Raw genomic sequence first — 14485 nt, forward strand, 5'->3', positions numbered from 1 at the left:
ATGCGATAAGGGTTTCCGGCCGATCGAATGTTTCAATCAAATACACGCCTGGCCTCGCCGGAATCCTGAATACGTTGAAAATCCGCGTCTTCGCCGACATCGGGCATGCTCATCAGCACTTGCGCAAATGTCTTTCGCTTCGGCCGGCCGAGCGCATCGGCCAGAATGGCCCGATGTTCGGCCTCGGCACTCCGGCCATTTGCCGCAGCCCGCTCGCGCAGGCTCTGAACGATATTGTCGTCCACGTTACGCACCAGTAGATTTGCCATGGTTCCCTCCATCCGGATTGATATCAATGATAGCGCCATGACCGGGAATTGCAATCATTGCTATCATCGCCAACAACGGAAGGAGGACGGTGGTTGGCATCAGCGAACGGCAACGGGCCGCATGAACCCTTTCGGCATGCGCCGCTCGCCCGACACGTCGAACTGCTGTTTGAAAGGTAAGCCGGATCGAAACGGCGGGAAAGACAGCCGATCGGCTAGTCACGGCTGAACGGCCTGCGCGGGCGCGCGCCGATCGATGCGGGACGGCTGCATTCACCGATTCCGCGTGCGGTGCTCGCGAGGGTCGTCGGCCCTCCCGTGCCAACATCCGTTGGCCCGCCCGTACCGGCGATGCCGGCCGTTCCCCGCCCGGCACACGCAACGACGCCCCGCCGCTCAGAACCGATACGAAATCCCGATCTGCAACACCGGATACCACCGGTAGCGCGACATCACCTGCCGCAGCGAATCCAGCCCGCTCGCGGCCAGGATCTGGCTCTTCGCGGGCCCGGCCGCGGCCGCCAGCTCCGGCGACAGCGTGTACGAGCATTTCGGTATCCCGTACGCGACGCCGAGGTCGGCGACGAATCCCAGCCCTTTCGACGCCGGCCGGTGCCCGTAGCCGATCCCGAAGTACGGCATCACGGTCGGATAGCGCGCTTCGGCCACCGCGTACATCCCCGGCCGCGCCGGATAACGCTTGCCGCCGAACACGTAAGTGCCATTGGTCGGCACCGATACGCCGCGAAGCTCGTCGTCGTTGAAGCGTAGCCCGAGCGTCGCGCGGAAGCCGCTGCCTCGCCACGGAAAGATGTCCGCGTACAAGCCGCCCTGGCGCAGCTTAAGGTCGTCCTGGTAGCGATTGCCGGCCACCGTGAAGTCATGCGAAAGATCGATCGCATTGAAATCCGCATGCGCACCGAGCATCGAATTGAAGCTCACGGCCGCGCCGATGCCCACGCCCTGCGTGCCGCCCTGCAGGTAGATTTCCTGCGCATGCGCACTCGCGGCAAACACCACCGCGACGAATGCCCATTGGTTCACTGTCGTTTTCACGGGCGCCTCCCCCGACATGTGCCGGGCGCGCCTCGCCAACGCATGCGGCCTGCGTCGCCATGCGTGATGCGAACCCCGGCACGACACCTTGCAAGCACGCTTGCTGTTCGACGGATCGGGAACACGTTGCCCATGCGCATGACCGATACGACATGCGCGGCAGGTACGTCGCGACAGGCGACGCCCGCGGCCCGATCCGATTCCCCGTTTGTTTCGATGTCGTTGCATGCCGCCGACGCGTTCGTCGTTCTCGCGAAATTCGTTTGCACCAGCGGCACCGGGTCAACCGCAAGGCACGTGCCATGCGGCGCAAATCGAAGCGGGAAAAGCGTGTCCACGTCGCACGGGCGGCAACGCGGGGCGCAATGGTGGGGAAATGTTTCAGGAACGTATCCGTATCCGGCGCGCCGAGCCGAAAGGCGCGATTGGCGGAATTGCGCGTCAATCGCGCAGCGCCTGTGGATCGAGGCCGGACGGCCGTCAGCGCACGCGCGTCGCCACGACGATCAATCGTGTGCAGAGGAATACGTCGGAAAAGCGTTGCAAAAGTGTGACCTTTTGCCGGGCGCACGCGATGCCGATGTGCGATCGTACGTGACGAGGCAGGGTGAATACCGATGCGTGCGCATCCATCTGTCCGAGCCCGGCACAGATGCGATACGCGAGCCGATCGGTATATCGGCCCGCGTCGTCGATGATTTTCGGAAGGGATGGCGCGCGATATCCGCGCGCAAAACTACCGACCGTTCAGATACGGTTGTCCGAATGAATTTGCCACTTCGGCATGCCGCTACACCCCATACCCACCGGAAACATTCAACTGCTGCCCGGTAATGTAACCAGCCCGATCCGACGCCAGAAACACCGCCGCCCGCCCGACATCGTGCGCCTTCCCCCAGCGCTTGAGCGCGAGCATCTTCTGCGTCTCGTCGATCCACGCCTGGTCGAACTGCCCCTGTTCGAGCAGCACCGGAAACATCCCGGCCTCGATCACGCCGACCAGGATCGAATTCGCGCGAATGTCGTAGCGCCCTTCCTCGCGCGCCAGCCCTTTCACCAGCGCCTCGTTCGCTGCCTTCGGCGCGACCGACAGCCCGTCGCGCTCGGGCCAGCGCACGTGCCCGGCCGACCCGAGCGTCACGAACGATCCGCCGCCCGACGCACGGAAGTGCGGCAGCGCGGCCTTCGCCGCCACGAAGAAGCCGATCGTTTCGACGTCGATCGCGCGGCGCCAGTCGTCGTGTGTCATGTCGCCGATATGACGCTGGTTCACGAACGGCCCGGCCGCCCAGACCACCGTGTGCACGCGGCCATGCGCGCCGATCGCGGCCGCGAGCGCGGCGTCGACCTGTGCGGGATCGGTCACGTCCACGCAGTGCGTGGTGGCCGCGACACCCTCGCCGCGAATGTCGCGCGCGACACGCTCGGCCACGTCGGCCTTGCTGCGGTAGCCCACCGCGACCGGCACACCGGCCCGCGCGAACTCGAGCGCGACACCCTGCCCGATCCCGCCGCTGCCGCCGAACACCAGCACCGCACCCTGCGGAAACCCGTTGTCGTTCATGCGTTCATCCCGTTCGTGTACGGCGGCGGCGCTCAGGCCGCCGCCTCGGTCCCCGCCCGCAGGCGGTACTTCAGCACCTTCCCGGCCGCACTCGTCGGCAGTTGTTCGACGAACGTGAAATAACGCGGCACCTTGTAGTTCGCCATGTTGCGGCGCGCCCAGTCGTTCAGTTCGTCGGCGTCGGCATGCGCGCCCGGCCGCAGCACGACATACGCGTGCCCGACCTCGCCGAGCCGCGTATCGGGCACGCCGACCAGCGCGACCTGCGCGATCGCCGGATGCGCGGCGAGCAGCCGCTCGATCTCGGCCGGATAGCAGTTGAAGCCGCCGACGATGAACATGTCCTTGATGCGGTCGGTGATCTTCAGGTTGCCGTTCGCGTCGACGCAGCCGAGATCGCCCGTATGCAGCCAGCCATCGGGATCGACGGTTTCGCGCGTCGCGTCCGGCTGGTTGAAATAGCCGCGCATCACGTTGTAGCCGCGCACCCAGATCTCGCCGGTCTCGTCCGGCCCGAGCGGCGCGCCGCCCGGCCCCGCGATGCGCAATTCGACATCCGGCATCGGCCGGCCGGACGTACAGGCGACCGTCTGCGCATCGTCGCCTTGGCGGCACAGCGTCGCGAAGCCGCACGATTCGGTCAGCCCGTAGCCGGTCAGCACCGTCTCGAAGCCGAGCTCGGCGCGCATCCGTTCGATCAGGCTCGGGGCGATCGCCGCCGCGCCCGTGACCGCGATCCGCAGCGACGACAGGTCGTGCGTCGCGCGATCGGGCGCGTCGAGCAGCGCGTAGTACAGCGTCGGCGGGCCGGGCAGCACCGATATGCGGTCGTCGGCAACGCGCCGCAGCACGTCGGCCGGCTGGAACACGAGATGCGGCAGCACGGTCGCGCCGCTCGACAGCGCGGCGAGCCAGCCCGCCTTGTAGCCGAACGTGTGGAAGAACGGATTGACGATCAGGTAGCGGTCGTCAGGACGCACGCCGGCGATCGCCGCCCACGCCTGCGCGGCGCGCAGGTTCTGGCCGTGTGCGGTCATCACGCCCTTCGGGCGGCCCGTCGTGCCGGACGTGAACATCAGGTCCATCACGGTGTCGGGCGTCACCTGTGCCTCGCGTTCGCGCACCGCGTCCAGCGGCACCTCGGCGCCGCGCGCGAGGAACGCGTTCCAGGTCTCGTCGTGCGCGCCGGGCGGCGGTTCGCCATCGAACACGACGACGCGCTCGAGCGTCGCCGGCCGGTGCGGCGCGAGCATCGCCGGATAGGATTCGCCGAGGAACGTGCCGCTGCAGAACAGCAGCCGCGCGCCGCCGTCGTGCAGGATGCCGCCCACCTCCATCCCCTTCATCCGCGTATTGACCGGCACGAGGATCGCGCCGACGGTGTGGATCGCCAGCGCCGCGACGATCCATTGCGGCAGGTTCGGCGCCCACACCGCGATGCGGTCGCCGGCCTCGATGCCGCTCGCGAGCAGCGCGCGGGCCGCGTCGAGGCGGGCCGTGTCGAGTTCCGCGTAGGTCAGCCGGCCGTGCTCCGACTCGATCGCCGGATGCGCGCCGTGGCGCGCGGCTGCCCGTGCGATCAGCGCGGGCGTGGTCAGGATTTCGTTGTCCATCGTCATAGATCAGGGTGGCCGTGCGCGCCGCCGGCGCGCATCGGCTCAGTCGGGAAACACCACGCGCAGTGCATCGCTCGCGGGCCGTGCGCAACAGGCGAGCGTCCAGCCGGCCGCGATCTCGTCGTCGTCGAGCACGTGGTTGCTGTCGAGCGCGACCTCGCCGCGCTCGATCCGGCACATGCACGCGCCGCATTGCCCCATCCGGCAAGAATTCGGCGCCGGCACGCCCGCGCGCAGCATCGCGTCGAGCAGCGTTTCGCCGGGCGCGCTGTCGAACGCGAACGCGTCGCCGTCGAGCACCGTCTCGATCGCCGCACCGTCGCCGGACGCCGATGCTGCCGCCGTAGTCGCCGTAGCCGCCGTAGTCGCGGCCGGCGCCGGCGCATCGGGCAACGACGCGAACCGCTCGACATGCACGCGCGCACGCGGCAGCCCGAGGCCGAGCATCGCGGCCAGCGCGTTCTCCATGAACAGCGCAGGCCCGCAGATGAACGTCTCCTGCCGGCTGAACGGCCGCGCGAGTTCCTCGAGATGGCGCTGCTGCGGAATGCCCTGCACGCTGTCGAGCCAGTGGATCACGCGCACGCGCCCGGGATGGCGCTGCGCGAGCTGCTGAAGTTCGTCGCGGAAAATCACCGAGCGTTCGTCGCGGTTCGCGTAGATCAGCGTCAGCATCCCGCGCCCGTGCACGAGCGCCGATTTCAGGATCGACAGCACGGGCGTGATGCCGCTGCCGCCCGCGAACAGCAGCAGGTCGCCGTCGAGCGCGCGCGGCGTGAACACGCCGGCCGGCGGCAGCACCTCGAGCGTGTCGCCCGCCCGCACGCGGTCGCACAGCCAGTTCGACGCCCGGCCGTCGCGCACGCGCTTGACGGTGATCTTCGGCGCGGCGTCGATGCCGGGCGCGCTCGACAGCGAATAGCAGCGCGCAACGGCCGCGTCCGCGCACGGCACGTTCAGCGTCAGGAACTGCCCGGGCCGGTATGCGAATGCGTCGCGCAACGCGGCCGGCACGTCGAACACGAACGAGCACGCGTCGTCGCTTTCGGCAATCACTTCGGCAACGGTCAGCCGATGGAAGCGCGAATCGCTCATCGCCGGCTCCTCACGTCACGCGGCCGCACGGGCCACCGGCGCGCCGGGCGTCGTGTAGGCGCCGTCGAGATAGACGAGCGGATCGACGTCGCCGCACATCAGCACCTCGCGAATGCGCCCGATGAACACCGTATGCGTGCCGTATTCGAAGCGGCCGTCCTGCTCGCAAACGAGGCTCGCCTGCGAATCGCGCAGATAGGGCACGCCGTGCGGCGACGTGTGCCAGTCGCCGGTCGTGAAGCGCGCTTCGCCCTTCAGCCGGCCGCTGCAGTCGATCGCGATGCCTTCGTGCCGGGCCGACAGCACGTTCACGCAGAACGGTGCGCCCGCATCGAGCGGCGGATACAGCGACGCGGTGCGATTGATGCAGATCAGCAGCGAAGGCGGATCGGTCGACAGCGAATCGACCGCCGTCGCGGACATCGAGTAGCGCCGGCCGTCGTGCGCGCTGCTGATGACCGTGACGGAGCGCGCGAGGCGGCGCATCGCCAGCAGCATGTCGGTGCGCAGCGGATGGGGGGTGAGATCGCTCATCATTGGACTCCGTCAAGTTCAGTCGTGGATGGCCGGGCCGGCCGGCCGCCGGCGTCGGCCGCGTGCGCGGCCAGATGATCGGCGGCGATATACCCGAAGGTCATCGCCGGGCCGAGCGTCGAGCCCGCGCCGGGGTAGCTCGCGCCCATCATCGACGCGCTGGTATTGCCGATCGCGTAAAGGCCGGCGATCGGTTCGCCGTCGGCGCGCAGCACGCGGGCCAGCGCGTCGGTGACGAGCCCGCCCTTCGTGCCGATGTCGCCCGCGTCGATCCGCACCGCGTAGAACGGCGCCTGGTCGACCGGCCCGAGGCACGGGTTCGGCTCGTTCCGCGGATCGCCGTAATACGTATCGAACACGTTGTCGCCCTTGCCGAACGCCTCGTCGATTCCGGTCGCCGCGTAGCGCGCCATGTCGCACAGCGTGTCGTGCAGCCCGGCCGCGTCGACGCCGATGCGCGCCGCAAGCGCGTCGATCGTGTCGGCCTTCACGAGCACGTCGCGAAACGCTGCCGGAATCCGCGCATCGGGCATCATCGACGCCGGCATGATCGGCCCGCACGGATACTTGCGGCGAAACCGCGCGTCGAACACCATCCATGCGGGCACGCTCGCGCCGGTGCGCGCATGGTCGCGATACATCGCCGGCACGAATTCGGAATACGGCGCGGCTTCGTTGACGAAGCGCTTGCCGAGGCCGTTGACGATCACGCAGCCCGGCAGGTTGCGTTCGACGAACAGCGCGCGCTGTTTCTCCTCGCCGGCGACCCCGACCGTCGGTGCGCCCCACACGTGCTCCATCAGCGCCAGCGCGCCGCCGAGCCGATGGCCTTCGGCGATCGCATCGCCGGTATTGGCAGGCGGCGTCGCGCTCCACTGCGCCTGCGTCGGCTGCGGCAGGTAGCGTTCGCGCATCGGCTGGTTACGCTCGAAACCGCCCGCGCCGAGGATCACGCCGCGTCGCGCGGCGATCGTCACGGGCTGCCCGAAGCGCTGCGCGCGCACGCCCGTCACGCGGCCGTCCACGTCGAGCAGGTCGCGCATCGGCGTGTCGAGCCACACGGGCACGTTGCGCTCGAGCAGCGCGCGGCGCAGCCCGCCGATCAGCGCATTGCCGAGCGTCAGGCGCCGGTCGCGCCGCGTGCGGCGGCGCATCCCGATATCGAGCCAATAGCGGCCGAACTGTGCGATCGCGAGCGTCATGAAACCGGGCCCGCGCGAGAACAGCGTGTGCGCTTCCTTCGACGTCACCGCCACACGTCCGCCGATCAGCGTGCCGGGCGACGGCGGCCGCAGCCGGTCGAGCTCGTCGCCGAGCAGCGCGCCGTCGAACGGCAGCGGATCGAGCGCGCGATAACCCGGCATCGCGCCCGGCACCTTCTGGAAATAGTCCGCGTACTTCGGCAGCGACTGGTAGCGCACCGGGGTCTTCGATTCGAGGTAGCGCAGCATCTCCGGCGCGCGGTCGAGATACGCGTCGAGCTTCTCGGGCGTCGACGCGCCGGCCACGCAGGCTTCGATGTAGCCGCGCGCGGCCTCGCGCGAATCGGTCGCGCCCAGCTCGGCGATATGGTGGTTGCACGGCACCCAGATCCCGCCGCCCGACACGGCCGACGTGCCGCCGTACAGCGCCGTCTTCTCGATCACGACGACGGACAGGCCGCGGTCGGCCGCACGGCACGCGGCGAGCAGCGCACCCGCGCCCGAACCGACGACCACCACGTCGAACACGTATTGCTGTGCTTGCGGGTCGTTCATCGCGTCTCCGTCAGATGAAGAAGTCGGTGTTCTCGCGGCCGAGCATCACGGCGCCGAGGTTCTGGCCGAAACGGTCGACGTTGTTCGCGTAATGCGCGCGGGCGGCATGCAGGTCGAGGAAGCGGCGCACCAGCGGATTGCGGTGATAGATGCCGTTGCCGCCCGCGTAGCGCAGCAGCGCGTTCGCCGCCTGCGCGCAGCGCTCGGCGACCTGCGCGGACTGGTAGCGGAAATGCACGCGGCGCTCGATCGACACGGCCGGCCCGCCCGTCACCGACGCCATCAGTTCCGCGAAATTGCGCTTGAGCAGCACCTTCATCTCGTCGATCGCGACAGCCGCATTCGCGCACGTGTTCTGCGCGCCCGGATCGTCGGTCGTCTTCGCGCCGCTGTTGGCCGACACGCGCGTGGCCGCATAACCGGTGAAATCGTCGAGCGCGCCCTGCAGCGCGCCGATGCACGACGTGCACACGGCGCGCACGAAGATCTGCGCGAACGGCAACCTGAACAGCGGCGCATCGTTGACGGCGAGGCCCGGGCTCGTGCCCATCATCCCGTCGATGGCCTTGTGCGTGCGGTACGCGGGCACGAACACGTCGTCGACGACGATGTCGTGGCTGCCCGTCGCGCGCAGGCCGAGCACGTCCCAGTCCTGCTGGATCCGGTAATCGGATTTCGGCAGCAGGAAGGTGCGGTATTCGGGCGGCTGGCCGGCCTCGGCCGGCGGCACCAGCGCGCCGAGGAACACCCATTCGCACAGTTCGCTGCCGCTCGAGAACTTCCAGTGGCCCGACAGGCGGAAGCCGCCGTCGACCGGCGTGACGCGGCCGACCGGCATGTAGGTCGACGCGATCAGCGTCGCCGGGTCGTTGCCCCACACGTCCTGCTGCGCGCGCGCGTCGAACAGCGCGAGCTGCCAGTTGTGCACGCCGACGACGCCGTACACCCACGCGGTCGACATGCAGCCGCGCGCGAGTGCCATCTGGATGTCGAAGAACGCCTGCGGATCGAGCTCGTAGCCGCCGTAGCGCTTCGGCTGCAGCACCTTGAAGAAACCGGCGGCCTGCATGTCGGCGATCGTCTCGGCCGGGATGCGGCCCTGCGCTTCCGCCTGCGCGGCGCGGCCGGCCAGCGTCGGCGCCAGCGCCTCGGCCCGGGCGATCAGCGTGGCGGCCAATGCGTTCGAATCGTTGTCGCGATGCACGAATGTCTCCTGTGGAACGGGGGCTGCGCCGCGGCGCCCGCCCCGCTCTCGTTCAAAGTTGTCCGGCGCGGCCTGGCCGCGGGCGATGCTCGCCACCACCGATGGTCGGCTTCGCGCGACCGCGCCGCATCGTCCGACCGGACGGGACGACGGGCGCGGCCCGACCCGCCTTACGCGCAGGCACGCTCCTTCTCCTTGTTGAAGAACGGGATCACGTGCTCGCCGATATTGCGGATCGTCTCCATCTGCGCTTCGTGCGGCACCGTCCCCATCTGGCACAGGAACAGCACTTCGTCGACGCCGGCTTCCTGCAGGCGGCCGACATAGCCGATGCAGTCGTCCACCGTGCCGTACGCGTGGTTCGGGTTCATCATTGCGAGCGCCGGATCGGCGAAGTTCACGACGACTTCCTCCGACGCGAAGCGCGAGCGGATCACCATCTCGCCGGTGTCGGCCTGCACGAGGTCGTCGCCCCACTTCGCCGGGTCCGGACGCTCGCCGCCCGTGTACCAGTACGCGAGCGATTCCATGAAGTAGCGCTGGCCGCGGATGCCGATCTTGCGGGCGGCCTGGCCGTCGGCCATCACGACCGTCGGGCACAGCGCCGCGAGGTGCTGGGTCGGGCGGAAGCCGACCTGGTCTTCCGGCTTGCGGTTCGCCCACGCTTCGCGATACACGGCGTTCTTCTTCGCGACTTCATCGGGGCCGCCGAAACCGAGCACCAGCGCGCCCATCCCGCGCTGGCCGGCGCGCAGCAGCGCGTCGGTGTTGGTGCACGCGAGGTACATCGGCGGGTGCGGGTCCTGGAACGGCTTCGGGTGGATCGGACGCTTCGGGATCTTGATGTACTTGCCGTCGTGCTCGATCTCGTCCTGCACGAACATCTTCGGCACGAGGTACATCGATTCGTCGATCATCGGCTGCAGCTCGTTGAGGTCGTAGCCGAACGCGCCGGCTTCCTGCTGGCTCCCACCCTTGCCGACGCCGAAGTGCACGCGGCCGCCCGACAGGATGTCGAGCAGCGCGACGCGCTCGGCGACCTTGATCGGGTGGTTCATCGCGGGCGGCAGGCACACGACGCCGTGGCCGAGGCCGATGCGCGTCGTGCGGCCGGCCAGGTACGCAAGGAAGGTTTCCGGCGCGCTCATGTGTGCATAGTTGGTCAGCGACGTGTGCTCGACACACCAGATCGTGTCGAAGCCGACCTGCTCGGCGAGCAGCGCCTGTTCAACCGTCTCCTTGAACACCCGGTGGTCGCCCTCGCGCGATGCGTCGGTGGTCTGGGCTTCGTAGATGAGGGAAAACTTCATTGCGTGCGTCTCCATGTATGTTGGACGAGTCGGGGTCGCGCAGCCCGCCCGCACGATACGGACGAATAGCGACGGTCCACGGATGGGAGTGTCGGCGCGCGGCCGGGCGCGGGCATCGTCTGTTCGGAGTATCGGCACGCATGCGGGGACAGAGGGGTTTCACGGTCATCCGATCGGACTGCGTGAGCGCACGAACGGCGCGCTAGCATCGAACGGCGGCACGTTGCACGCCGCCCACATCAAGACAAGGGAGATCCGGGATGAAGGTATCGATGCTGCTGTATCCCGTCGACGACATCGACACGGCGCTGCCGCTGTTCGTCGACGGGCTGGGCCTGAACGTGAAGTTCCGCGACGGCGATCGTTATTGCGCGCTCGACGGCGGCCCGCTGACGATCGCGCTGGTCGCGGGCGACGAGCAGATCGTCGAGCGCGCGGCGCTCACGCTGCGCGTCGACGAGGACGACGACCTGTATGCGGCGATGGCGCGGGTCGTGAAGGCCGGCGCGTCGGTGCGCGTGCCCGTGCAGGCCGGGCCGCACGAATACCGCGCGGTGCTGGAGGACAAGAACGGCGCGCTGCTGGTGATTTCGCAGAAGCGGGCTGCGTGACGGCCGCATGATGGAGCGCGTCACATCGCGTTGCGCGGGCGCCGGAGCCGGGCGCGTCGCGCATGGCGAGCCCGTTACGCGTTCGCGCCCGGTGTGCTCAGGTCGCTCGCTTCCAGCAATTCGAGCAGCGTGCGCGCCGGCTGGCTGAGCCGCTTCGCGGCCAGTGCGATGAATTCGATATCGGGCAGCTCGGGCAGCGCGCCGCCGTTGACCAGCGGCGCCAGCCCGCCCGTCGACAAATAGTGCGACGTCGCGGTCAAGCCGAGCCCCGCGCGCGCGGCCGCGATGCAGCCCGGCTGGCTGCGGCTCGAACACACGACTTCCCAGCCGATGCCCTTCTCGGCGAGCGCGTTCAGGACGATCGCGCGCGTCACGCTCGGCTCGACGACCAGCACGAGCGGCAGCGGCCGCTCCGGATCGACGACGGTGCCGGGCCGCGCGACCCACTCGAGCCGCGTGCGCAGGAGCGGCGTGCCGCGCCGCTCGCCGAGCCGCCGCTTGCCGATCATCAGGTCGAGCGCCCCCGCGTCCAGCCCTTCGTAGAGCCGGCTCGTCATGCCGGTGGTGATCTCCAGCGCGACGTCCGGGTGCGCGGCGCGAAACCCGGCCAGCACGTCCGGCAACGCGACGAGCGCGAGGTCGTCCGGCGCGCCGAGCCGCACCAGGCCCTGCAGCCTCGGCTTGCGGAATTGCGATTCCGCGCGGTTCAGCGCCTGCAGGATCACGTTCGCATGCACGAGCAGCGCCTCGCCGTCGGCCGTCATCGCGATCGAATGGGTGTCGCGCACGAACAGCCGCCGCCCGACGCTTTCTTCGAGACGACGGATGTGTTCGCTGACGCTCGACTGGTTGAGCCCGAGCTGCCGGCCCGCTTCGGTGAAGCTGCGGCAGTTCGTGACGGTCGCGAACGTCTTGAGCCAGACGGGATTGAGCATCCCGCATTGTCATCGTTGTTTCCAATGACAGTCAACGTCATCAGGCAGCTTCCCGATGACCATCGGAATCGGTACCATCGTGCGCTTGAAGACCGGCTGGCGCCGTGCCGACGCGCCGCCCGCGCCGGCCTTCGCACCATCGAATTCGCCATGTCCCGGGAACCCACACATTCCGCGCTGCTCTGGATCGTCGCCGCTGCGTTCTTCATGCAGTCGCTCGACACGACGATCGTCAACACCGCCCTGCCTTCGATCGCGCAAAGCCTGAACGCGTCGCCGCTCGCGATGCAGCCCGTCGTGGTCGTCTATACGCTGACGATGGCGATGCTCACGCCGGCGTCCGGCTGGCTGGCCGACCGGTTCGGCACGCGCCGCGTGTTCTCGATTGCGATTCTCGTATTCGTGCTCGCATCGATCGGCTGCGCGGCGTCGCATACGCTCGGCCAGCTCGTCGCCGCGCGCGCGCTGCAGGGCATCGGCGGCTCGATGCTGCTGCCGATCGGGCGGCTCGCCGTGCTGCGCCGCGTGCCGGGCGAACAGTACGTCGCGGCGATCGCGTTCGTGTCGACCGCCGGCCAGCTCGGCCCGATCGTCGGGCCGACGCTCGGCGGCTGGCTCACGCAGGCGATTTCGTGGCACTGGGTGTTCATCGTCAACGTGCCGGTCGGCGTGGTCGGCTTCCTCGCCGTGCAGCGCTACCTGCCGCACGACCAGGCGACACAACCGCCGCCCTTCGATTTCGTCGGCTGTGCGCTGCTGTCGGTCGCGATGATCGCGCTGTCGCTCGCGATCGACCCGCCGATGCCCGCGCATCGCGCCGCATGGGCGGCCGGGCTCGCGGCTCTCGGGCTGGCGAGCGCGCTCGCGTACCTGCCGTACGCGCGGCGCCGCGCGCAGCCGCTGTTCCGGCTCGGGCTGTTCCGCGAGCCGAATTTCGGTTCGGGGCTGCTCGGCAACCTGCTGTGCCGGATCGGCACGAGCTCGGTGCCGTTCATGCTGCCGCTGCTGATGCAGGTGCAGCTCGGCTATACGCCGCTGCAATCGGGGCTGATGATGCTCCCGGCCGCGATCGCGGGGGTCATCGCGAAACGCTGGATCGCGCCGCTCGTGAAGCGCTTCGGCTATGCGGCGTTCCTGGTGGTGAATACGGGGATCGTCGGGTGCGCGATCGCGGGGTTCGCGCTGGTGTCGGTGCGGCCCGCGCCGGTACTGGAAAGCGTGCTGCTGATCGTGTTCGGCACCGCGAACTCGATGCAGTTCGCGGCGATGAACGGCGTGACGCTCAAGGGGCTGTCGCATGCCGACGCCGGCAGCGGCAACAGCCTGTTCACGATGATGCAGATGCTGGCGATGGGGCTCGGCGTGTCGATCGGCGGCGGCCTCGTCAACCTGTTTGCCGCCTATCGGGGCTCGATGGCGCACGGATTCATGCTGTCGTTCGCGTGCATGGGTGGGGTGACGCTGCTGTCGTCCATCGTGTTCCGGCGGATCGATACGGCCGCGCCGCCGGCCGGTGCCGCGGCGCGCCCGTCCGCGTGAGCGCGGCCGTCAGTTCACCTGACTGCGCTCGACGACGCGCTTGAGCACCCAGCGAATCGACGAGCCGTCGGCCGGCGGCCGAGCCACGCGGTATTCGTCGATTTCAAGCGTGTACAGGTATCCGGGCTGGTAAGCGAAGCCTTCGATGCCCGCGTACCACAGGCTCCACGGCTCGTTCGGGCCGTTTCGCACCTGCAGGCACTCCATCGGCGCGACGCCCGTGCATCGCGCGGATTGCGGCGCGACCTGGACGGTCCTGGTCACCGGCTTGCCGTCGGCCGGACGCGCCGCGTTCGGCGCCGTGGCGACCGCGTCGGTCTGGCATCCGGCGAGGAGCGTGCTGCCGGCAATGACGGCCGCGCCGAGCAGCGTTCTGGATTGGCGAATCATCTGATGTTCCTCAGGAAGCGTTGGAGGGCCGATTAGAAATCCTCGCCGCGGGAAAGTTCACAAACACCTTACAGAAACGGGGCCACCACCTTCATTCGTGGGATGTCGCGCGCGCGCCGGTCCGTTACCGTGATCCGGTTCAGCCGCGCGCATCGCCGCCGGCGGCTCGCACGTGCACGCCGGGCGGCGGGGCCTGTTCAGCCCTGCCGACCCGGTGCCCGCAACAGGAGACAACCCGAATGACCACGGCGCCCGCGGCCCTGCCGCCGTATCTCGCCCAGCGCGGGCCTGCGCACGCCCGACGGAATCGGGTGCCGTTTCCGCGTGTGCCCCGGCGGCAGCGCCGGTTCGACGAGCACCGGCCGCCCGGAAAACCGCGACGACAAGGCGCAACGCACACCGGCCACGCGGATGGCGCGGCTCGGCGAGTCACCGCCTCGTCGCGAAAACGATGACGTGGCTGTGCTCGCCCGCCGCGCGCTTCATTACCGGTCAGGCGATCGCCGTCGACGGCGGGTTCGCCGTGTGATGATCGTGTACCATCGACGCTTCCCGACTGGCCTGATCGCGCTGCGTTCGTCCGCCCGCCTCCACGCGTACGATCC

14 protein-coding genes are annotated in these 14485 nt (G+C 68.9%); 3 read left to right on the plus strand and 11 right to left on the minus strand.

The genetic code is table 11. The features are described 5' to 3' along the window. Positions 1-32: 32 nt before the first annotated feature. From ACTJLD_RS30480 to ACTJLD_RS30520, 9 genes are all read right to left on the minus strand, one after another. Positions 33-269 (minus strand): FitA-like ribbon-helix-helix domain-containing protein, encoded by a 237-nt coding sequence (locus ACTJLD_RS30480; protein ID WP_021159426.1) that lies wholly within the window; start codon positions 267-269, stop codon positions 33-35. 396 nt (positions 270-665) lie between these two features. Continuing rightward, positions 666-1343, minus strand: a complete 678-nt coding sequence (locus ACTJLD_RS30485; RefSeq protein ID WP_091919336.1) for a hypothetical protein — start codon at positions 1341-1343, stop codon at positions 666-668. A gap of 772 nt (positions 1344-2115) precedes the next feature. Then, complete coding sequence (locus ACTJLD_RS30490) at positions 2116-2889, minus strand: SDR family NAD(P)-dependent oxidoreductase (protein ID WP_440660451.1); 774 nt, start codon at positions 2887-2889, stop codon at positions 2116-2118. Between the two features lie 32 nt (positions 2890-2921). After that, positions 2922-4508 (minus strand): FadD3 family acyl-CoA ligase, encoded by a 1587-nt coding sequence (locus ACTJLD_RS30495; RefSeq protein WP_440660452.1) that lies wholly within the window; start codon positions 4506-4508, stop codon positions 2922-2924. Between the two features lie 39 nt (positions 4509-4547). Continuing rightward, the gene (locus tag ACTJLD_RS30500) at positions 4548-5600 is read right to left on the minus strand and encodes a 2Fe-2S iron-sulfur cluster-binding protein (protein WP_440660454.1); all 1053 of its coding nucleotides are present in this window, start codon (positions 5598-5600) and stop codon (positions 4548-4550) included. A gap of 15 nt (positions 5601-5615) precedes the next feature. After that, a complete protein-coding gene (locus tag ACTJLD_RS30505; RefSeq protein WP_021159417.1) occupies positions 5616-6134 on the minus strand; it encodes a flavin reductase family protein in 519 nt (172 codons plus the stop codon). Then, positions 6134-7891, minus strand: coding sequence for an FAD-dependent oxidoreductase (locus ACTJLD_RS30510; protein WP_440660455.1), 1758 nt, complete (start codon positions 7889-7891; stop codon positions 6134-6136). The genes ACTJLD_RS30505 and ACTJLD_RS30510 overlap by 1 nt, the downstream gene beginning before the upstream one ends. 10 nt (positions 7892-7901) lie before the next feature. Further along, on the minus strand, positions 7902-9095 hold the full coding sequence (locus tag ACTJLD_RS30515) for an acyl-CoA dehydrogenase family protein (RefSeq protein WP_440660457.1): 1194 nt from the start codon (positions 9093-9095) through the stop codon (positions 7902-7904). Positions 9096-9265: 170 nt separating this feature from the next. Next, positions 9266-10405 carry an LLM class flavin-dependent oxidoreductase gene (locus ACTJLD_RS30520; protein ID WP_011355016.1) on the minus strand — a complete coding sequence of 380 codons (1140 nt, stop codon included), beginning with the start codon at positions 10403-10405 and terminating at the stop codon, positions 9266-9268. A gap of 260 nt (positions 10406-10665) precedes the next feature. Here ACTJLD_RS30520 and ACTJLD_RS30525 point away from each other — a divergent pair, with 260 nt between their 5' ends. Further along, positions 10666-11016, plus strand: coding sequence for a VOC family protein (locus ACTJLD_RS30525; protein WP_011355015.1), 351 nt, complete (start codon positions 10666-10668; stop codon positions 11014-11016). A gap of 74 nt (positions 11017-11090) precedes the next feature. On the opposite strand, the gene ACTJLD_RS30530 is transcribed toward ACTJLD_RS30525, so the two are convergent. After that, on the minus strand, positions 11091-11951 hold the full coding sequence (locus ACTJLD_RS30530) for a LysR family transcriptional regulator (RefSeq protein WP_440660459.1): 861 nt from the start codon (positions 11949-11951) through the stop codon (positions 11091-11093). Positions 11952-12101: 150 nt separating this feature from the next. Between ACTJLD_RS30530 and ACTJLD_RS30535 the strand changes: the two genes are divergently transcribed. Next, positions 12102-13490, plus strand: coding sequence for a DHA2 family efflux MFS transporter permease subunit (locus ACTJLD_RS30535; protein ID WP_134255063.1), 1389 nt, complete (start codon positions 12102-12104; stop codon positions 13488-13490). Positions 13491-13499: 9 nt separating this feature from the next. Here ACTJLD_RS30535 and ACTJLD_RS30540 read toward each other — a convergent pair whose 3' ends face one another. Next, positions 13500-13880, minus strand: a complete 381-nt coding sequence (locus tag ACTJLD_RS30540) for a DUF4377 domain-containing protein (RefSeq protein WP_334046831.1) — start codon at positions 13878-13880, stop codon at positions 13500-13502. A 214-nt stretch (positions 13881-14094) separates the two neighbouring features. Between ACTJLD_RS30540 and ACTJLD_RS30545 the strand changes: the two genes are divergently transcribed. Next, positions 14095-14409, plus strand: coding sequence for an SDR family oxidoreductase (locus tag ACTJLD_RS30545; protein WP_440660526.1), 315 nt, complete (start codon positions 14095-14097; stop codon positions 14407-14409). Positions 14410-14485: the final 76 nt, after the last annotated feature.

This window comes from Burkholderia sp. 22088 (assembly GCF_052045915.1).
Taxonomy (GTDB): domain Bacteria; phylum Pseudomonadota; class Gammaproteobacteria; order Burkholderiales; family Burkholderiaceae; genus Burkholderia; species Burkholderia cepacia.